This window comes from Alcanivorax limicola (genome assembly GCF_019931215.1).
In the GTDB taxonomy this organism is placed as follows: domain Bacteria; phylum Pseudomonadota; class Gammaproteobacteria; order Pseudomonadales; family Alcanivoracaceae; genus Isoalcanivorax; species Isoalcanivorax limicola.
On sequence record NZ_JAIOUB010000003.1, the window covers coordinates 247,189 to 267,445 of the forward strand.

Below are 20,257 nucleotides of genomic sequence, written 5' to 3' on the forward strand. Positions count from 1 at the left end.
GTTGCGCCTTCGTCATCGATATCAAGGTTTTTTCCAATGAAGTCTGTTATTTTTTTGAAGGCCAAGCCGTTTCTATTCATGGCAGCTGTCTTTTCCATGTGGGTTGTTTTCGCCTTCTTGTATAGTTCATGGAGGGCTTATGAAGTATATAGGGCGTGTGACCGTGTTGAAGTCGGCCAGGGAGTTGAGGATTTGCTTTATGGTCAGCATGGAATTCTGAATGAAATAGATGATGCCAGAGCTAGTATAGTTATATCTCATGTCGGTTTGTTCAGGACGCATGTATGCTCGATTTACTTCAGTGACGGTGTGGTTTATGAAAGCAGATGGGGGGCTTACTCATTGCCGAGAAGTCCGGCAGGAATCCGAGACGCCCACCCATAGAAAAATGGTTGGCCGACTCGCTTTTCTCAGCACACCTTGTGGGGTGAGAAGGTGGGATTGGCAGCCAGTATCTCGGATGGGCTTACTCGGCGAGATTCGCCGGGCGCTAATGCGGGGTCCAGTTCGAGCGCACCAATGGCACTACGGTGCAGTGCCAGTACCTTGTTCCGGAACCGGCCGAACATGCGCTTGATCTGATGATAACGGCCCTCGACCAGCCAGACATCGGCAACATGGTCGCTGACAATCACCAGTTCCGCAGGGCGTGTGGTGATGCCTTCAAAGTCAAAGAACATCCCTTCGGCAAAAGCATGGACATAATCCTGCGTCAGTGGCTTTTCCAGTGTCACCCGGTAGCGTTTGCGAATGTTGTTTTCCGGGGCGCTCAGCTGCCGCGACCAGCGGCCATCATTAGTCAGCAGCACCAGGCCGGTGCTGTTGAAATCCAGCCGCCCGGCGATATGCAGGTCAGCGTGGGGCTCTGTCGTCAGCAGATCTATCACGGTGGTGTGTCGTGCATCCCGGGTGGCGCTGACAATCCCGGCGGGCGTGTTCAGCATCAGGTAGCGAGCTGTGTTGGCTTGTAGCACTTGCTCGTCACAGAGCACCACCGAGAAAGGGCCGATCATTGCCTGCCCGTCCCGCGCCACATCGCCATCGACCCGTACACGCCGGGCTGCGAGCAGCTGCTGCACCGCTTTGCGATTCAGGCTGAGTTGTTGGCACAGAAAGCGGTCAAGCCGCGCATACCTGGATGGCATCGTTTCATGGGCTCCCGGGGCCACGGATCAGGTTGGTCAGCATCTGATATTGGCTGACTGGAAACAACCGCGTCGTGCGACGTTGCCGGACATTTTTGTGCGGCTGAGGCAACCAGTCATCCCGAGATTGATCTGCATCATGGTATGACCCTGCCACGAGTATGGTTATTGATCCCGGTCAAGCTCGCGGCTGCACAGAGGCCCCATGCTTCTTCCGCCCGCTCTTGGGCATCAGGAGAGGAGAAGTACCATGAAGATTGGCAAGTATGCGCAGTTTACTCTGGCACAGTTCACTCTGGTCGGCGCAGCAGTGTTGTTTGCGGGTTCGGCTACGGCGGCTGACTGGGTCGTGCGCGGTGGTGTTCATCATGTCGAGCCTGCGTCGGACAATGGTCAGGCGGCGGGTATGGATCTGGAGATCGGCAACAGCACGCGGCCCAGCGTGAGTGTCACCTGGATGGCCAGTGAGCGTGTGGGTATCGAGGTGCTGGGTGCGGTGCCGTTCCGCCACAAGATCGAACTGGACGGGCTGGGTAAGGTGGGTTCTACCCGTCATCTGCCGCCCACGGTATCGGTGCAGTACCATTTTCTGCCGGGTGCGGTGGTGCAACCCTATGCGTCTGTGGGCCTCAATTACACCCGCTTCTTCCACACCCGCACGTCGGGGGCTCTGGCGGGCAGCAAGCTCAAGCTCGAGGATTCCTGGGGATTGGCCGGGCAGGTGGGTGTAGACATCCCGCTGAGCGAGCGCTGGCTGGTGGGCGCGGATGTGCGCCATATGGATATCGACAGTGATGTGAAGCTGGATGGCGCCAAGGTCGGTAAAGCGAATATCGATCCCTGGGCGTACGGGCTCTATGCGGGTTACCGCTTCTGAGGCACCGCGGACAAAGCGACAGCGAGCCGCGCCTTACCGGCGGGTCTCGCTGCGCAAGGTCTGGATGTCACTCTCGGCCAGGCCTGTGACATCGGCAATGCTGTTCTCTACGACACCAGCCGCAATGACAGATCAATCGCGCGCACGTGCTTGGTCAGTCCGCCAATGGAAATATAATCCACGCCGGTTTCCGCAACGCTACGCAAGGTGGTGTCATCAATGCCGCCGGAGGCTTCGAGTTTGACCTTGCCGGCGACGTGTTTTACGGCGCGGCGCAGGTCATCCAGGCTGAAGTTGTCGAGCATGATCACATCGCAGCCGGTGGCCAGGGCGTCTTCCAGTTCCGCGAAATTTTCCACTTCCACTTCCACCCAGCGTTGCGGGTAGAGGGCGCGCGCTTTTTCGACGGCGCCGGTGATGGAGCCGCAGGCGGCGATATGGTTTTCCTTGAGCAGGAAGGCGTCATACAGGCCGATGCGGTGGTTGGCGCAGCCGCCGCAGGTTACGGCATACTTTTGCGCGGTGCGCAGGCCGGGCAGGGTCTTGCGGGTGTCGAGCAGGGTGACGCCGGTGCCGGCAACCTTGTCGGCGTAGTCGCGGGCCTGGGTGGCGGTGGCGGAGAGTGTCTGCAGGAAATTCAGGGCGGTACGTTCGCCGGTCAGGATGGCGCGTGTGCGGCCTTGCAGGGTGAACAGCGCGGTGTCGGCAGGCACCTGCTCGCCGTCTTGCGCGTGCCACTGGACGAGGACGCTGCCGCCGAGTTGCTGGAACACCTCATCCACCCAGGCGCTGCCCGCCAGGGTCATGGGCTCGCGGGTGATGACGCGGGCTTCAGCGTGGTCGTCCGCCGGGATCAGCTCGGCGGTGATGTCGCCGCTGCCGACATCTTCCTGGAGTGCACGGCTGACGGTCTCGGGGATGTCGGCCCTGACCCATTCGGGCATGGGCATGGGCATGGCGGATGGCTTGTCTTGGCTCATGGCTTGCTACTCAGGTTCGGCGCTCAGGTTCAGTGCCCGGATTTCAGCATTCAGGGTCTGGACTCATTGCGGAAAAATTCGCGTGTCAGGGTCACGATCACCGGGCTCAACAGCAGCAGGGCGATGAGGTTTGGCACGGCCATCAGCGCGTTGAGAATATCGGCCACGCCCCAGACCAGTTCCAGGCTCAGTATCGCCCCGGCGGGCACGGCCAGGACCCACAGGACGCGGAAGGGTAACACGGCGCGGTCGCCGAACAGATACTGGGCGCAGCGCTCGCCATAGAGGCTCCAGCCGAGCAGGGTGGTGAAGGCAAACACCGCCAGTGACAGCGCCACAATGGTCTGGCCGAATTCGCCGAAGCTGGCGGAAAACGCCAGTGCCGACAGCGTGGCGCCGGTGTTGCCGCTTTCCCAGGCGCCGGTGACGACAATCGCCAGGCCGGTGATGGAGCAGATGATCAGGGTATCGATAAAGGTGCCGAGCATGGCCACCGTGCCCTGACGTACCGGGTGGTCGGTGGTCGCCGAGGCGTGGGCTATCGGCGCGCTGCCGAGCCCGGCCTCGTTGGAAAAGATGCCTCGGGCCACGCCGAAGGTGATGGCGGCCCAGACGGTGGCGCCAGCAAAGCCGCCGGTGGCAGCGGTGCCGCTGAAAGCGCTGCGCAGGCACAGCATGATCGCATCCGGGAGGCCGCTGGCGTGCATCAGCAACACCATGGTGCCGAGCGCCAGATACGCGGCGGCCATCAAGGGCACCAGGGCCGAAGCGATATTGGCAATACGTTGCATGCCACCCAGGATGACCAGCCCCACCAGCACTGCCAGCACGCTGCCGGTCACCACCGGCGTGATGCCGAAACTGGTGGAGAAGCCGTCCGCCACCGAGTTCGCCTGCACCGTATTGCCGATACCGAAACCGGCGATGGTGCCGAATACCGCAAACGTAGCAGCCAGCCAGGCAAAGCGCTTGCCCAGGCCGTAACGGATGTAATACATGGGGCCGCCCACGAACTGTCCTTTGCTGTCCTGGCGGCGGAAGTTCACGGCCAGCACGGCTTCGGAGTACTTGGTTGCCATGCCGACCAGGGCAATCAGCCACATCCATACCAGGGCACCGGGGCCGCCCATATGAATGGCGGTGGCCACGCCGGCGATATTGCCGGTGCCGACGGTGGCGGCCAGGGTGGTGGCCAGTGCCGAGCGGGAGCCGATGCTGCCCTCGCCAGTGCTACCGGAGATCAGCTGCCGCAGGCCGAAGCCAAAGCGCCGCAGGGGCAGAAAGGCAAGCCGCAGGGTCAGGAAAATGCCGGTGCCGCCAATCAGCAGCAGCATGGGCGGGCCCCAGGCGAGGCCTGAAAGGGTTTCCAGCACTGCGGCAATCGGTGTCAGGGTGTCAGCAGTTTCCGTGGTATCCAAAAACGGTTGCTCCGTTGATAGGCGGTAGTAGGCGGTAGTGAGCCGGAGCAAAGTGCGTTTGACGCGACAGGCCCCATGAGATCCCTGCGGCAAAGAGTAGGGGAAATGCCGGGGAGGGAAAAGTGTCCTCTGAACGTGCTCGCTCACCGCCCCGCCGACGTTCACATAGCGCTGCACGAAAGTACTGTCGGCCGATGCTTTGTTCAGCCTAAATGCTGAGACTGATAACCGGTTCAAAATTCTGGTGGGGCGCGAGTGATAGGCTGTCATGGTCAGCAATGGGGCAGAAAATGACAAAATCCGGCACCCGGGCGACGCGCAGTGAGTGAACCCACGGAGACTCCCATGAAGAAAGTGGCCAGGCTGAAGCCGATAGAGGGCAAAGCGCCACAGGCAGAACAGCCGCTGCAGTTGCCGCGTCCGCTGGACCGCGTGCAGCAGCGTACTGCCGAGGTGTTTGGCAAGTATCTGGCCGGGATGCTCGATGGGGCGGACGACAAGCTGTTTGATCTGGCGGAAACCGCCACTGATGCGGACCGGGATCGCTATTTCAATGCCATGCGCGAGCTGCGAGTCAAGCGGGCGGGGCTGGAAACCGGCTTCCGCCAGGCGCTGCATAACAGCTTCCGGGGGCTGCTCAGCGGCGCTGAGGGGGCCCGGACACTGGAAAGTCAGGACATCGACATCGACAGCCTGACGCTGGTTAACGAGGACGAGCTGGAAACCGGTGTCGCCATCGACAACATGGCACGGCGTATTCGCAATGGCTGCGATGAGCAGCTGCGCAGCTTCAATCACCGTCTTGAATACCTGTTCGAGGGCCGCCAGGAATTTGGCGAGCGCCGCAATCCGCTGGAACCGCGTCAGGTGGCGGAGTGCTTCCAGAGCTGTGTGGACCGGCTGGAACTGGATATTCGCAGCAAGCTGATCGTGCTCAAGCTGTTCGAGCGGATGGTGCTGGGTGAGACCGGCTATGCGGTGACGGAGGCTAACCGGGTGCTGGTAGACGCCGGCATCCTGCCGGAAATGAAAGCGCCGCCGATTCGCCCGGCCCGCCAACCCGGGCAGGTGCGGGCCACGGCGCCCGCAGCCGGTGCGGATGGTGCCGCGGGCGCTTCAGCGACGGAAAACGCCCAGATGTTTGGCGTGCTGCAGGAGCTGCTGTCGGCCATGCGCGGATTCGGTCCTGCGGCCGGCATGGGAGACGCGTATTCAGGAAACGCGCCAGCGGGGGCAGTGGGTGCAGGAGCTGCGATGGCTGCCCCCGGGATGTCTGGCGCTGCCATGCCCGGGGCGCTCATGACCGGCCCCACGAACATGGCTGTCATGCAGAACGGGGTGCCTTTCGTCAACGGCATGCCGCTGGCGCCGGGCACCCAGGTCAACCCGGTCAACTCCAGTGACTTGCTGGACATGCTCAATCGCCTGCAGCGTGTCGAGCGCTCGTTGCAGGGCGCCCGTGAGCCGGGTACTGACACAGTCGGCAGCGCCATGTTCGATGATATGGATGTGCGCACCGAGCTGGCGGATCTGCTGGAGAGCGAGCGCGGTGCCGACAGCGTGCATGCGCTGGACCAGGCGGATGACGATGTCATCAATCTGGTGTCCATGCTGTTTGATTTCATTCTTGATGACCAGGGCCTGGCCATGGACATCAAGGCACTGATCGGCCGCTTGCAGATCCCGTTGTTGAAAGTCGCGATTGCGGACAAGACCTTTTTCAGCAACGACGATCACCCGGCCCGGCAGCTGCTCAATATGCTGGCCCGTGCTGGCGCCCAGTGGAGCCCGGATCAGGGCACCGACGATGAGCTGTACCAGCAGATCGATGCCGCCGTGTTCCGCATTCTCAATGACTATCAGGAAGACGTGGGGCTGTTCGCGATCTTGTTGCAGGAATTCGAGGCGTTCTTCGCCCGGCAGAGTGCCCGCACCCAGCGTGTAGAGGAGCGCGTGCGCGAGGTGGAGGAAGGCCGTGCCCGGGCAGAAATGGCACGCCTGGCGGTCACCGAAGCGCTGGATCAGCGCCTGGCCGGGCGCCAGCTGCCCGATGTGGCGGTGCGCCTGCTGCGCCAGGCCTGGCAGCAGGTGTTGTACCTGACGCATCTGCGCGAGGGCAGTGACAGTACGCTCTGGGCACGCGATATCAAGGTAGTGGATGCGGTGGTCTGGAGTGTGTTGGCGCATCGGGATCAGGAGGCCCTGAACCGCCTCAAGGGGCTGAGCCCGAAGTTGCTCAACAGCCTGCAGGCCGGTTTTGCGCGCATCAGCTATGACCCCATGGAGTCCCGGGGGCTGCTCAGGGGCTTGCAGAGCGTGCATGAGGCGCTGCTGGGTGGCCTGGAAACCGAGCGTGTGGCGGTCACCCCGGAACAGCCGCTGGTGCAAGCCGAAATCGCCGCCGCCATGACGCAACCGGTGCAGGATAGCGGCGCAACGGCTGAGGCAGTGGAAGTGCTGCCGCAGCTGCCGGAGGATCACCCTCAGGTGCGCACCATGCGCGGGCTGCGTCCCGGGCAGTGGGTTGAATTTGCGGCGGGCGACCAGGCGGGCAGCGGGCAGCGCTGCAAGCTGGCAGCCAACCTGCGTGGCGGCGATAAGCTGGTATTCATCAATCGCCGCGGCATCAAGGTGTGTGAGCACAGTGCCATGAGCCTGGCCATTGCGTTGCAGCAAGGCGGCGCTACACTGATCGAGGAAGGCGCTCTGTTTGATCGGGCGTTGGAGGCCGTGATCGGCGATCTGCGCAGCAGGCAGCAGCGCGTCTGAGTCACGGCCGCCTGTACGGCAGCCACAGAAGGATGGTACGTGCTCACCCTCGATAACCACTGGGTCACCCAGGCCCGGCATATCCCGTCCCCCAACGCCAATGCGCGGCCCGATCCCGCCGATATTCGCCTGATCGTGGTGCACAACATCAGCCTTCCCCCGGGGGAATTCGGCGGCCCGTATGTGGACCAGCTGTTCAGCAATTGCCTGGACCCGGCAGCCCATCCTTATTTCGCCACCATTGCCCACCTCAAGGTCTCGGCCCACTTCCTGATTTGCCGCGACGGCGCGCTGCGTCAATATGTGCCCTGCGATCAGCGGGCCTGGCATGCCGGGCAGTCCTGTTGGCGCGATGAAGAGAATTGCAACGATTTCGCCGTTGGTATTGAGTTGGAGGGCACGGATACTGTGCCTTTCACATCAGCACAGTATGATCAGCTTGTGTTGCTCATCCAGGCGCTGCGGCGGGCCTACCCAGGTATCGCTGCGGATGCGATAGTGGGTCACGAACATATAGCGCCGGGGCGCAAGACAGACCCCGGCCCGGCATTCGATTGGGACGGGCTCTGGCGCCGGTTGGCGGCGCACGGTGGCCCGGGGGAGAACAGGACGTCATGAAACTGGTTGTCTTATTGGTAGTGCTGGCGCTGCGGCGCCTGGACATGGCCTGGCCACAGGCGTTTCTCGGCCGCGAGCGCTTTGCCCGTGTATTGGCACCCTGGCGTGCCCGCGTGGATGACCTGGGGCTGCCGCCGGCTCTGGCGCCGGTTGTGCGCTGGCTGTTGCTGGTACTCGTGCCGGTGATTGTGGTGGCCGTGTTGATGTGCCTCTTGCACAACGTGCTGTGGGGGCTGCCCGGTTTTATTGCCGGCGGCGTGCTGCTGTTGTGGCTGTTGGGCGCGGAGAGCGAATTCCGGCAGCAGGAAGATCTGCTGGCCCGGGGCCGCATGAATGACCCGGCAGAGTTTGCCGAAGCGGCTGAACGTCATTTTGGTGTGGACGATAACGACCAGGTGGCGCCCGATCATCTGGAGGTGGAACTGATGCCCGCTGATCCGGCAGAGCCGGGTTATTTTGCGCGCCTGTATCGTCGCATTCTGCGCCAGGATGCATTGCAGCTTTTTGCCACGGTGTTCTGGCTGATTGTGCTGGGCTACTGGGCGGCGCTGTTGTACGTGCTCAACTTGACGCTGGTGCGGGACGAGAATGTTCACGGCAGCGAGGAAGAAAGCGAGCCGAGCCCGGCGCGCTTGTTGCACATGGCGCTGTTCTGGATGCCCTCGCGGTTGCTGGTGCTGTGTCTGGCGCTGGCCGGCAATTTCGGTCGCGTGGCGGATGCGGTCAGCGGCCGTGTATGGCGGCTGGATGATGGCGAAGCACTGCTCGGCGCGGCACTCGACGGCGCACTGGACAAGCCCGCGCCGGAGGCCAGCACAACAGATCAGTTTCAGGCGGGTGTTGATCGGCTGGAAGAATTGCAGGGTGTGTTGCTGCGTTGCCTGGCGATCTGGTTGATCCTCGCTGCGGTCTGGGTTGTGATTACCGGTTGACCAGAAGTGATACGTTTTCGTGTTGCTTTGATCGAAAGTCGCATTGACCCCTGTGGGGGACTATCCTAGTGTAATGCGCGGTCTGCCTACCCGGCAGACCGCATATAAAGTTGTCGGTGCATCGCACTGTATCGTCGGCAGCTTCTTGAAACGTTGCCGGTCGGGTGACCCCCGGCCGGCTGCGACGGGACAGCGAAAAAGGACGCATTGCCCATGGCGACACGTAGTGTGCTAGGTAACACTCTGTTTGACGGTTTCTTTGACGATACTGATCCGCAGGAAACCAGTGAATGGCTTGAGGCGCTGGCCTCTATCGTTGAAAACGAAGGTCCGGAGCGCGCCACCTGGTTGCTCAACCGGCTAACAGATGTAGCCCAGAATCAGGGCCTTTATCGCGCCCACCTTCATACCCCCTATCTCAATACCATCAGCACCCGTGACGAAGCGCCGTTTCCCGGCGATATGTTCATGGAGCGTCAGATTCGCTCGCTGGTGCGCTGGAATGCGTTGGCCACAGTCATGCGCGCCAACCTGGATGACGACGAGCTGGGTGGCCATATTGCCTCCTTCGCGTCCTCCGCCACGTTATATGACGTGGGCATGAATCATTTTTTCCGTGCGCCCACAGAAAGCCATGGCGGCGATCTGGTGTACTACCAGGGGCACTCGGCGCCCGGCATTTATGCCCGCGCCTATCTTGAGGGCCGCATCACTGAAGAGCAGTTGGACAATTTCCGCCGCGAGGTGGATGGCAAGGGGCTTTCCTCCTACCCGCATCCCTGGTTGATGCCGGATTTCTGGCAGTTCCCCACGGTGTCCATGGGGCTGGGCCCGATCCAGGCGATTTATCAAGCGCACATCATGAAGTACCTGGAAAATCGCGAGCTGATCCCGTCCCAGCGCCGCAAGGTCTGGGCCTTTCTGGGTGACGGCGAAATGGATGAGCCGGAATCTCTCGGCGCGTTGTCCATGGCCGGCCGTGAGCATCTGGATAATCTGATCTTTGTCGTCAACTGCAACCTGCAGCGCCTTGATGGTCCGGTACGCGGTAACGGCAAGATCATTCAGGAACTCGAAGGTCTGTTCCGTGGCGCGGGCTGGAACGTGATCAAGGTGGTCTGGGGCCGCCAGTGGGACCCGCTGCTGGAGCGCGACTCCGAGGGCGTCCTGCGCCGTCGCATGGAAGAATGTGTGGACGGGGAATATCAGGCCTACAAGAAAAACGGTGGTGCCTATACCCGTGAGCATTTTTTCGGCAAGTACCCGGAATTGTCCAAACTGGTGGAGCATCTTTCCGATGAAGAAATCTACCAGCTCAATCGCGGCGGGCATGATCCGTTCAAGGTGTATGCGGCATACCATGCTGCAGTAAACCACACCGGGCAGCCGACCGTGATTCTGGCCAAGACGGTCAAGGGTTACGCCACCGGCGCCGGTGAGGCGACCAACAAGACCCACCAGATGAAGAAGCTGGATGTGGAGAGCCTCAAGGATTTCCGCGACCGCTTCAACATGCCGTTCTCCGACAAGGAGCTGACGGAGCTGCCCTACTATCGCCCGGAAGAAGACAGCCCCGAGCTGCGCTACATGCGTGAAAAACGCGGCGCCCTGGGCGGCAGCGTCCCGGTGCGGCGCAAGCAGAGTGAAAAACTCGACGTGCCGGATATCGGGCTGTTTGGCAACTTCCTGGAAGGCAGTGGCGAGCGGGCAATCTCCACGACCATGGCGTTTGTGCGCATGATGTCGTCACTGATCAAGCAGAAGGGCATCGGCGAGCGCGTTGTGCCGATCGTGCCGGATGAAGCGCGTACCTTTGGTATGGAGGGCCTGTTTCGACAGTTGGGCATCTACTCTTCCGGCGGCCAGAAATATGAGCCGGAAGATGCCGGCCAGGTGATGTACTACCGCGAGGACAAACAAGGCCGGATTCTCGAGGAAGGCATCAATGAAGCCGGCGCCATGTCGGCCTGGATGGCGGCAGCGACCAGTTACAGCAGCCACAATTTTCCACTGGTGCCGTTCTACATTTATTACTCGATGTTCGGCTTCCAGCGCGTTGGCGATCTGGCCTGGGCGGCGGGCGACATGCAGGCGCGGGGCTTCCTGCTCGGCGCCACGGCAGGGCGCACCACGCTTAACGGTGAAGGGCTGCAGCACCAGGATGGCCACAGCCATATTCTGTCCAGCACGGTGCCCAACTGCATCAGCTACGATCCGGCCTATGCTTACGAGCTGGCCGTCATTCTGCAGGACGGTCTGCGCCGCATGTATGGCGAGCAGGAAAACGTGTTCTATTACATTACCCTGATGAACGAGAACTACGTACACCGGGGTATGCCCAAGGGGGCCGAAGAGGGCATCCGCAAGGGCATGTATCTGCTCCAGGGCAGCGAGCGCAACGTCAAGAAAAAGGTCCAGTTGCTGGGTGCCGGGACTATCTTGCGCGAAGTGGAAGCAGCTGCGGAGATATTGCAGGACGTCTACGGCGTTGAGGCCGATATCTGGAGCGTGACCAGCTTCAACGAGCTGCGTCGCGACGGCATGCAGACGCAGCGCTGGAACATGCTGCATCCCCAGGAAGAAGCGCGCCGCTGCTGGGTGCAGACATGTCTGCAAAACAGACAGGGTCCGGTCATCGCGGCTACCGACTACATGAAGTTGTATGCCGACCAGATCCGGCCGTATATCGAAGCGCCTTATCTGGTGCTGGGCACCGACGGTTTTGGTCGCAGTGACTCCCGCGCCAAGCTGCGGCAGTTCTTCGAGGTGGATCGTTACTTTGTTGTGCTGGCAGCCCTGACCGGGCTGGCCGACAAGGGCGTGATTGGCCGCAGTAAAGTGGCTGACGCCATAAAACGTTTCGGCATTGATGCGGAAAAACCCTATCCGCCGAGCGTCTGAACCTCATGATTGCGTCATGAATCTCATGATAAGGAGTCACGCGTGAGCGTTGAAATCATCAAGGTACCGGACACGGGCGGCAGTGATCCTGTCGATGTGATCGAGGTATCCGTCAAGACCGGTGACAGTATCGCGCCGGAAGACACCATCGTTGTACTGGAATCCGACAAGGCGACCGTGGAAGTCCCGGCGCCCCTCGGCGGCAAGGTTGGCAAACTGCTGGTCAGTGTCGGTGACCGGGTCAAGGAAGGTGATCCACTGATGGAAGTGGAAACCGCCGACAGCGCGTCTGACGAAAAGACTGATACGGACAAGGCAAAGAAGCAGGCCGCCTCCGGCGCCGGAAAGAAGTCGGCGGATGAAGAGGGTGGTCGCAAGGATGGTGGCAAGGCCAGCGGTGACAAGCCCGAAGATAAAAAGCCTGACAGCAAAAAGAACGAAGGCAAAAAGTCAGGCAGCAACGCCTCAGCTGAAGAAGAGCCCGCCAGTGAAGAACAGGTGCTTGTTCCGGATCTGGGGGATATCAGCGAAGCCGAACTGATCGAGTTGCTGGTCAATGAAGGCGACGAGCTGGACGCCGAGCAGACACTGGGCGTGCTGGAATCCGACAAGGCCTCACTGGAAATTCCCGCGCCCAAGGCAGGCCGCGTGGTGTCGCTGGCGGTGAAGGTCGGGGACAAGCTCAGCACCGGCGATCTGTTGATGACGATCTCCGTTGCTGGTGCCTCATCTGCGGGTGCCCCTGCGAGAAAGACAGAAACAAAAGCAGAAGCAAAGAAAGACACGTCTGCGTCGTCGACGAAAAAAGCCGCACAGCCTGAGAAGCAGAGCAAGCCCGATGCGGCCCAGGCCCCGGTGAAACCCTCAGGCCCGGTGCATGCCGGGCCAGCGGTGCGCAAGCTGGCCCGCGAACTGGGTGCAGACCTCGCACAGATTACCGGTACCGGCCCCCGGGCGCGCATTCTCAAGGAAGATGTGCATGCGCACGTCAAGACACTGCTGACTGAACGCCCGGCCGCTGGCGGCGCGGCGGCGGTAGAGCTGCCGCAGATTGATTTCAGCAAATTCGGCGCCACGGAGCAGGTCGAGCTGAACAAGCTGCGCCGGGTGTCCGCCGCCAATCTGCATCGCAGCTGGATCACCGTGCCCCACGTCACACAGTTTGACGAGGCGGACATCACGGATCTGGAAGCGTTTCGTCAGGCAGAAAATGCGCGCCTGGCAAAGCTGGCGAAAGCGACTGGCAAGGACGCGGGCAAGCTGACCATGCTGGCGTTTCTGGTCAAGGCCTGCGCGGTGGCGTTGCGCGAATTTCCGCACTTCAACAGTTCGCTGGCGCTCTCCGGTGATGCACTGATCTACAAGCAGTACATCAATATCGGCGTGGCGGTGGATACCCCTAACGGCCTGGTGGTGCCTGTGATTCGTGACGCGGATCAGAAAGGCATTCTGGCCGTGGCCGCAGAAATGGGCGAGTTGGCGGAAAAAGCCCGCAATCGCAAGCTGGCGCCGGCGGACATGCAGGGCGGCAGTTTCAGTATCTCGTCATTGGGCGGCATTGGTGGCACGGCCTTTACGCCGATTGTGAACTGGCCGGAAGTGGCCATTCTCGGCGTCAGCCGCACCCAGAAAAAACCGGTGTGGGATGGTGAAGCGTTCCAGCCACGGGACATGTTACCCCTGTCGCTGTCCTATGATCACCGGGTTATCGACGGCGCCGATGCCGCACGCTTCACCCGCTACCTCTGCGACGTCCTCACCGACCTCCGCCGCGCACTGCTCTAAGCGCGCCGGCGAGTGTCGGCTGTCGTAGGGTGTGCTGAACGCAGTGAAGCGCACCATATGCACCAGATCACTGCCGAGCTATGGCGGCTATCTGAAACATGCGGTGCGCTTCACTACGTTCAGCACACCCTACGTGTGTCCCAGCAGGGCTTCAGCCCTCGGTGCGGGCTCTGCCGCGGCGGGGTTTTTCGCTGCGTTCGTTGCGGCGTTCGGCGTGTTGTTGCCAGCGCTCGCGGCGTTCGCTTTGCAGTGCTGCCATGGCGTCTTTCTGTTCACTGTCCAGCACGCTGGCGATCTTGCTGCGGGTTTCTGCGTGCACCTGGGCCATGGCCTGGCGCTGTTCGGCGTAGATGTCGCGGATTGCCTGTTGCTGGGCGTCGGTCAGTGACAGTTGCTCTGCCATCCGGTCGAATCGTTCTTCGGCATGGGCCTGGCGGTCATGGCCGCGATGGTCGCCACGGTCGGCAATAGCGGTGGCGGTGGTGGCGGAGAGAGTCAGTACGGACAGGCCGATAATCAGTGCATGTTTCATGTTGAGCTCCTGGTGTTTGCGGTCAATGCAACAACCGCAGTCTCTCCCGGCACTGTGCAAGCACTATGCAGCAATTGCGGAGCTATCTGCCACAGCCTGCTACGCCTCCTTGTCTGTCAGCTCGAAGCGATAACCGGCGCCATAGATGGAATGGATGAACTCGACGCCGGGGAAGGCGTCCGCCAGTTTGCGGCGCAGTTTCTTGATGTGGCTGTCCACCGTGCGGTCACTGACCACCCGGTTGTCGTTGTAGATGCGATCAATCAGTTGCTGCCGGGAGCGGATATGCCCGGGGCGCTCCGCCAGGGTTTTCAGCAGGGCGAATTCGACCACGGTCAGCGTAATGCTCTGTTCCTGGTAGCGTACTTCGATGCGATCTTCGTCCAGTGTGATGCCGGACGGGTTGTCCTTGTTCTGGTCCTGGCTATCCAGCGACACGCTTGCCATGCGTCGCAGCAACGCCTTGACCCGGGCAACCACTTCCCGGGGGCTGAACGGCTTGCAGATATAGTCGTCGGCGCCCAGCTCCAGGCCCACCAGGCGATCCACTTCCTCGACCTTGGCGGTGACCATGATCACCGGTGTATTGCCGGCAGCGCGTATCTTCTTGCAGACCTCCAGGCCGTCCATGTCCGGCAGCATCAGGTCCAGCAACACGACATCTGCGCCGTGTTGCTGTAGCGCTTCAAGCCCGGCGCCGCCGGTTTCGGCAATGACGGGGTCATAGCCCGCGTGGCCGAGATAGTCTGACAGCAGGCTGGCGATTTTCGGTTCGTCTTCAATGATCAGTACACGCGCCATCGGCAGGGTCCTTTTCGTGTTGGGTCGTGTTTGCGCTCAAGTCTGTTTAGCTGCCAGCGCTGGCCGGCAGCCGGACGATAATGCGCAGGCCGCCGAGCTCTGAGGCTTGTGCGTCGATGTCGCCGCCGTGGGCCTCGACAATACGTCGCGCCAGCGACAGCCCCAGGCCGGAGCCGCCCAGCGCTCGATTGCGCGACGCGGATTCTGCCCGATAGAGGTGATCGAACAGTCTGGGCAGCGCCTCTGCGGGCACGCCCGGTGCAGAATCTTCCAGCGTCAGCACCACCCAGCCATGCAGGTTATGGGCATCAGTGGGCACGTCCGCCTTGCGGTCTTTGCCGGCGCCACACAAACGTCCGCGCAGCACAGCGCGGCCGCCCTGGTCGGTATATTTGGCGCTGTTGGCGAGCAGATTGGCCAGCAGCTGGCGCAGCCGCGTGGCATCCCCCTGCAGCGACAGCCCCGGCGGCACGTCGAGGCTCAACGTGATCTGTCGCTGACTGAACGAATCCTCGAACAGGCCTGCCTGCTCTTCGATCAGCGCGCTGAAATCCAGCGGCGCCATCTGGTAACGCAGCGTGCCGGCATCGGCCAGGGCCAGATCATGCAGGTCATCAATCAAACGGCGCAGGTGCAGGATTTCGTGATGAAGAGAGCCGAGGCGTTTCGGGTCCGCCGGGCGAATGCCGTCCACCAGCGCCTCGATCTCGCCCTGCAGGATGGCCAGCGGTGTGCGCAGCTCGTGGGAGATATCGGCCAGCCACCGGTCCCGCGCCAGCGCAGCCTTGCTGAGGCTGACTGCGAGGTGGTTGATGTCGCGGCTGAGGGCGCCCAGTTCATCGCGCCGGTCTTCGGGCAGGCGATGCTGATAATCACCGCTGGCCAGTTGCCGGGACATCCCGGCAATGGCGGTGATCGGGCGCACCAGATATCGGGCCAGCAACCAGGAGCCCAGCAACGCCACCAGCAGTGCGATGCCGGTGGTCAGGCCGAGGGTGCGCAGTTGCTGGGCGCGGAAGCGTTTATCGATGGCATCCTGCATATCAGCGCTGCGTGGCGGGTAGCCGATCCAGCCCAGCATCTGATTGCCCTGTTGAATGGGTAGCAGGGTGATTTCATCGGGATTGAGGTTCATGTCGCCGTAAATGGGGCGGCGCTCATGATCGATGACCAGCAGATAACGCGGCACCCGGGGCGGCGTGCCAGGTCCGCGCCGATGCCAGTCCTGCTCCTGTGCCGGCCAGCCGCCTGCGGTAGCGTGATATTCCGCAAGCCGTTCGCTCACCTCGCGGACGCGATGCTCCTGCCGGTCGGTCAGGTAGCCATGCATGCTGCGCTCCAGGCTCAGCTGGTACAGCGAGGCCGCCACCAGTACCAGCGCGATGCCGGTGGCGGAGAGCACAACAAAGAGGCGGGTCTGGATACTGTGCACGATAGCTCATGACCTTGCAGGCGTGTGTCCCTGCATCATAGCGCAGCGGCGGGGCGCTGCCGCCCGCTGCACAGTATTTCCTTCATTAGGCTTGAATCCACTACCCCCAGATCAGCCACCACAGCAGCCAGAACAGGCCGGCCCAGATCAGCAGGAGCACCAGCAGGGCAATAACGGCAAACAACAGGGGGCGTTTGACGTAGCGGCCGATCCAGCGTGAGGCGTTTTCGTCCGCCTGCTGATGCACGGCGGGCGGCAGGCGGCTGACCACCATGGAAACGCCCAGCGGCACGATGATCAGATCGTCCAGCAGGCCAAAGAAAGGAATCATGATGGGAATCAGATCGATCGGGCTGAGCAGATAGAGCGCCAGCAGTACGCTGGCGACTTTCAGGTGCTTCGGGGTATCCGGATGGCGAAAGGCATACCAGAGCACAATGGCCTCACGGCGGAAGCGCAGGAAGCGGCGTTTCAGAAAGCCGGTTATGCGGGCCATGGCGTGTTGCTCCACAGGGTTTCCGGGTGCGCAGCCTGATGATTCAGCGCTCTGGCCAGCACAAACAGCAGGTCAGACAAGCGGTTGATGTAGGCAAGGCTGTGCGGGTTCTGCGGTTGCTGGCGATGACAGGCCACCAGGTGCCGTTCGCAGCGGCGCGCCACGGTGCGCACATAGTGGCACCAGGCCGCGATTGGCGTGCCGCCGGGCAGGACGAATTCCTTCAGCGGCGGCAGTGTCCCGTTGAGACGCTCGACCGCCTCGGACAGGTGCGCCACATGGTCGGCGGTCAGCCGAGCCACCCCCGGCAGTGCCAGTTCGGCGCCGAGGTCAAACAGTGTCTGCTGTAATTGATGCAGCAAGGCATCGGTCTGCGCGTCCGGTTTGTGGCTGCGCAACACGCCCAATGCTGCATTCAGTTCATCCAGTTCGCCCATCACTACTACGGCGTGTGCGTCCTTGCTCAGGCGCGAGCCATCAGCCAGACCGGTCTCACCGGCATCGCCGGTAGCCGTGGTGACGCGGCTGATGCGATGTTTGTCGCTCAAAACTCAGCTCCTATGGCCACGAGGTAATAGCGGCCCGGCAAGGGATACTCCGAGAAGTTGTCGTTGAAGGCGCTGTAGAAGCCGCTGTCGCTGACATTGCGATCCTGCAAATTATGCACTGTGCCTTTGATGTAAAACTGTCTGTGCCTTGCGGTAGCAGCCAGGTCAGTCCAGCGATAACTATCCTGACGTCCCTGAGCGTTGTCGTTGTCGTCGGAGTAGTAACGAGTGCCCACATATCTTTGTGAAGCAGAGATCGTCAGCCAGGGACGTGCATCCCAATCGATCTGCATATAGCCGCTGCGCCTCGGTATCTGGGGAATCTGGTTGCCTTTAAAGGGCCCCTCGTCAAATTCGGATGTCTGAAGTGTCCCATTGACGGTGAGCCAGATGTCGTCGTCAAGGCGCCACTGACTATTCAATGTGTAGCCTTGGCGCTGTGTCCGGTCTTCAAGGTTTACGTTGCCCATGCCAGGGATGAATATTATTTCGTCATCGTACCTTGCGCGCCAATATGTGATCGATGAGCGCTGCCGGCCATCCCGCCATCGCATGCCTGTTGTATAAACCCGACCTGTTTGAGGTGTGACGGGATCCAGGTTGCCACTGACAAGAAAGATGCTTTCATCGAAGCTTGCGACTCTTGCAGTGCGCGCGGCGCTGGCAAACAGAGCGAAATTATCTAGCGGTTGATAGGTGAGGCCGCCTTCATAGAGTTCCAGGCGGTCATTCTGTGAATCTTGCGGGCCGCTGGCGAGCCTGAAGTCTTGTTCGACTTTTTCGCTCCGAGCGCCTAATGACAAAGACAAGCTATCGGTGATGCCGCTGGTGAGAAACCCATACCAGGCTTCCTGTCGCTGATCGCCAGTCTGCTTGTTTGCGGGCTCCGGGAAGTTGGCCTCGGAGTCGGCGTTATTCGTCTCATATTCGCTGATGTAGAGATCCCAGCCGAATGTCCAGTCGTGTCGAATGGGGCCAGTTGCAAAGCGGCCATTCAGACGTGGCGTTACACCGTAACCTTCAATCTCGGCTTCCGTGTAGAAGGGGAAGCTGGCATCGTCGAAGAAAGCGCTTTGCCTTTTTCTCCGCAAGTTGGCATCCAGATGGAAATCCATGGTTTCCATGTGTATTACCAGCCCCGGCATAATGCTGTAGCCGTCTCTATCTGCCCAGTCATTGGGTGTATTTGTTCCGCGTGGGTTGTCTCGCGACTCATTAATGCCCGCTGACGCATCGATCAGACGCGCGCCGGGAAAGCCCAGTTCTTCCTTGTCCGCTTGCACGGTCAGATAAAACGTTGTGTCATCCAGCCGGTGCCGCAGATCGGCGAAGGCGGTGCGCTGGCGCAGGGCGTTGTTGTCCCGATAACCATCGCTGTTCAGGGCCTGTACCGAGAACAGGCCGCTGGTGTGTGCATTGCCCTGCGATGCCCACAGCGTGCCGCCGCGTGTGTTGAACGAGCCGGCACTGGCTTCGATGCCGAGGCTCTGCTCATACCGATCCCGGGTGATGATATTGATGGCGCCGCCGGATGCCCCGTTGCCGTACAACACGCCACCAGCACCGGGCAGGATTTCGATACGCTCGATAGCTGCCAGCGGGATGGCAGAAAAGTCCACGCTGGCCATGTCGATGTCGTTGAGGCGTCGGCCGTTCAGCAGCACCAGAGTGTTCTGTGTTGCGGTGGCGCCAAAGCCCATCAGATCAATGGTGCTCTGGCTGTCACTGATGCCGTACAGACGGCTGGCACGCACGCCGGCGACGGTATCGAGCACATCGGCCAGGCTGCGTACCGGCATGCGGCGAATATCTTCCGCTGTCAGCACCACGGCGCCGACCGGCAGGGCATCGGTGAGGTGTCCGGTGCGTGAGGCGGTGATCTCCACGCGGGCCAGTGCGGCGTTGGTGTCGGCGCCGTCACCAGCAGTGCGCCCTTCAGTCTGGGCAAAAGCGAAAACGGGATTGAGGGCCGCACAGATCAGGGTGGCGGCCGGGACCAGATGCGCGCTGCGCATGCTTCCTCCGGTGAGCAGATCCTGCCGTGGCAGGGGCGCCTTCTGGCGCAACAGATATCGAAGGCAGAAGGATAACCGGTTGCTGCAAGCAGCGCGAACAACCTGGGGTGAAGACAGTGAAGCGAGGGGCACTCAGTGCAGCGCGGCGACGATGGCCGCGTGGGCTGGCATCGGTAGCGCCAGCGGTGCGGCCTGGCGCAGCAGCCAGCCGTTGATGTAGTCGATTTCCGTGGGGCGCCCGGCGCGGTAATCCGCGCGCATGGAGGAGGTGTTCTGCGCCGTGGCGCGGGCCAGATGCAGGGCACGCACCAGCGTGTCGTTGGGCCAGTCCGGGTCAAGGCGTGCCAGCAGCTGATCTGCCTCATCGGCGAGGCGCGCGGCATGGGCGCGCAATGCCGGGTCGTCGCACAGCGCGCCATTGGGGCAGTCGTGCAGCGCAGTAAGCGGATTGATGACGGCGTTGACGGACAGCTTGAGCCATTGCTGCCGTCGCATGTCCACATGCCAGTGCAGCGCCGGCCAGTGTGGTTGCAGGGCGTCGAACCAGTCCGGTGGCGTCAGGGCCGCTGCGCCGCCATCGCCCATCCATGTCGGGTTTTCTGCCACCACATTGATGGTGTCTCCCGCGCGCCAGGCGCCGCTGTTGCTGATGGCTTCGATGATGCGGCAGTCAGCCGGCAGGGGCAGGCCGTCGAGGCTGCCCAGCCCATTCTGCAGGCGTACCAGTGTGGCGGCGGCGCGCAGACGTGGCAGCACGGGCAGCAGGGCCGTGGCCGTGTCCTGGGCCTTGGTGGCAATCAGCAGATGGGTGATCGGGCCTGTGGTGTCGCCGGGCCATTGGCAGCTTTCCTGGCGGCCATCGGGATAGATCAGGTGTCGGTGCAGGCTGGCATCGGCTGCGCCATGCCGGGCGCCTGTATGACAGATATCAAAACCGGCACGTTGAAGCGCCGCGCCTGCCAGGCTGCCGAGATTCCCGGCGCCGAGAATATGCCAGCGCAGCGACAC

16 protein-coding genes are annotated in these 20,257 nt (G+C 61.7%); 6 read left to right on the plus strand and 10 right to left on the minus strand.

Annotated features, from left to right (window positions below; translation table 11 throughout):
• Positions 1–410: 410 nt before the first annotated feature.
• Positions 411–1,145, minus strand: a complete 735-nt coding sequence (locus tag K8B33_RS11305) for a pseudouridine synthase (RefSeq protein ID WP_223426502.1) — start codon at positions 1,143–1,145, stop codon at positions 411–413.
• 250 nt (positions 1,146–1,395) lie between these two features.
• Here K8B33_RS11305 and K8B33_RS11310 point away from each other — a divergent pair, with 250 nt between their 5' ends.
• Positions 1,396–2,022 carry an OmpW/AlkL family protein gene (locus tag K8B33_RS11310; protein WP_223426505.1) on the plus strand — a complete coding sequence of 209 codons (627 nt, stop codon included), beginning with the start codon at positions 1,396–1,398 and terminating at the stop codon, positions 2,020–2,022.
• 107 nt (positions 2,023–2,129) lie between these two features.
• Here the strand turns inward: K8B33_RS11310 and nadC are convergent, their stop codons facing one another.
• Positions 2,130–3,002, minus strand: a complete 873-nt coding sequence (nadC, locus tag K8B33_RS11315; protein ID WP_223426508.1) for a carboxylating nicotinate-nucleotide diphosphorylase — start codon at positions 3,000–3,002, stop codon at positions 2,130–2,132.
• A gap of 50 nt (positions 3,003–3,052) precedes the next feature.
• Positions 3,053–4,336, minus strand: a complete 1,284-nt coding sequence (locus tag K8B33_RS11320) for an alanine/glycine:cation symporter family protein (RefSeq protein WP_396020982.1) — start codon at positions 4,334–4,336, stop codon at positions 3,053–3,055.
• A gap of 429 nt (positions 4,337–4,765) precedes the next feature.
• Between K8B33_RS11320 and K8B33_RS11325 the strand changes: the two genes are divergently transcribed.
• The 5 genes from K8B33_RS11325 (at position 4,766) to aceF (ending at position 13,425) form a co-directional block, all read left to right on the plus strand.
• A complete protein-coding gene (locus K8B33_RS11325) occupies positions 4,766–7,189 on the plus strand; it encodes a DUF1631 domain-containing protein (protein ID WP_223426510.1) in 2,424 nt (807 codons plus the stop codon).
• 39 nt (positions 7,190–7,228) lie between these two features.
• Positions 7,229–7,807: a 1,6-anhydro-N-acetylmuramyl-L-alanine amidase AmpD gene (gene ampD / locus K8B33_RS11330; protein ID WP_223426513.1), complete on the plus strand. Its 579-nt coding sequence runs from the start codon at positions 7,229–7,231 to the stop codon at positions 7,805–7,807.
• On the plus strand, positions 7,804–8,739 hold the full coding sequence (locus tag K8B33_RS11335) for a hypothetical protein (RefSeq protein ID WP_223426515.1): 936 nt from the start codon (positions 7,804–7,806) through the stop codon (positions 8,737–8,739). Before ampD ends, K8B33_RS11335 begins: the two co-directional genes overlap by 4 nt.
• A gap of 213 nt (positions 8,740–8,952) precedes the next feature.
• The gene (gene aceE, locus K8B33_RS11340; protein ID WP_223426518.1) at positions 8,953–11,640 is read left to right on the plus strand and encodes a pyruvate dehydrogenase (acetyl-transferring), homodimeric type; all 2,688 of its coding nucleotides are present in this window, start codon (positions 8,953–8,955) and stop codon (positions 11,638–11,640) included.
• A 42-nt stretch (positions 11,641–11,682) separates the two neighbouring features.
• On the plus strand, positions 11,683–13,425 hold the full coding sequence (aceF, locus tag K8B33_RS11345) for a dihydrolipoyllysine-residue acetyltransferase (RefSeq protein WP_223426519.1): 1,743 nt from the start codon (positions 11,683–11,685) through the stop codon (positions 13,423–13,425).
• A 151-nt stretch (positions 13,426–13,576) separates the two neighbouring features.
• On the opposite strand, the gene K8B33_RS11350 is transcribed toward aceF, so the two are convergent.
• The 7 genes from K8B33_RS11350 to K8B33_RS11385 all read right to left on the minus strand — a co-directional run bounded on the left by K8B33_RS11350 (position 13,577) and on the right by K8B33_RS11385 (position 20,257).
• Positions 13,577–13,957 carry a Spy/CpxP family protein refolding chaperone gene (locus K8B33_RS11350; RefSeq protein ID WP_223426520.1) on the minus strand — a complete coding sequence of 127 codons (381 nt, stop codon included), beginning with the start codon at positions 13,955–13,957 and terminating at the stop codon, positions 13,577–13,579.
• Between the two features lie 99 nt (positions 13,958–14,056).
• Positions 14,057–14,758: a response regulator gene (locus K8B33_RS11355; protein WP_223426521.1), complete on the minus strand. Its 702-nt coding sequence runs from the start codon at positions 14,756–14,758 to the stop codon at positions 14,057–14,059.
• Between the two features lie 46 nt (positions 14,759–14,804).
• Positions 14,805–16,190, minus strand: coding sequence for an ATP-binding protein (locus K8B33_RS11360; RefSeq protein WP_223426522.1), 1,386 nt, complete (start codon positions 16,188–16,190; stop codon positions 14,805–14,807).
• Between the two features lie 100 nt (positions 16,191–16,290).
• Positions 16,291–16,686, minus strand: coding sequence for a YkvA family protein (locus K8B33_RS11365; protein WP_223426525.1), 396 nt, complete (start codon positions 16,684–16,686; stop codon positions 16,291–16,293).
• Positions 16,674–17,234 carry a cob(I)yrinic acid a,c-diamide adenosyltransferase gene (locus tag K8B33_RS11370; RefSeq protein ID WP_223426527.1) on the minus strand — a complete coding sequence of 187 codons (561 nt, stop codon included), beginning with the start codon at positions 17,232–17,234 and terminating at the stop codon, positions 16,674–16,676. Before K8B33_RS11370 ends, K8B33_RS11365 begins: the two co-directional genes overlap by 13 nt.
• Positions 17,231–19,249, minus strand: a complete 2,019-nt coding sequence (locus K8B33_RS16140; protein ID WP_263284639.1) for a TonB-dependent receptor — start codon at positions 19,247–19,249, stop codon at positions 17,231–17,233. Before K8B33_RS16140 ends, K8B33_RS11370 begins: the two co-directional genes overlap by 4 nt.
• 132 nt (positions 19,250–19,381) lie before the next feature.
• Complete coding sequence (locus K8B33_RS11385; RefSeq protein ID WP_223426529.1) at positions 19,382–20,257, minus strand: ketopantoate reductase family protein; 876 nt, start codon at positions 20,255–20,257, stop codon at positions 19,382–19,384.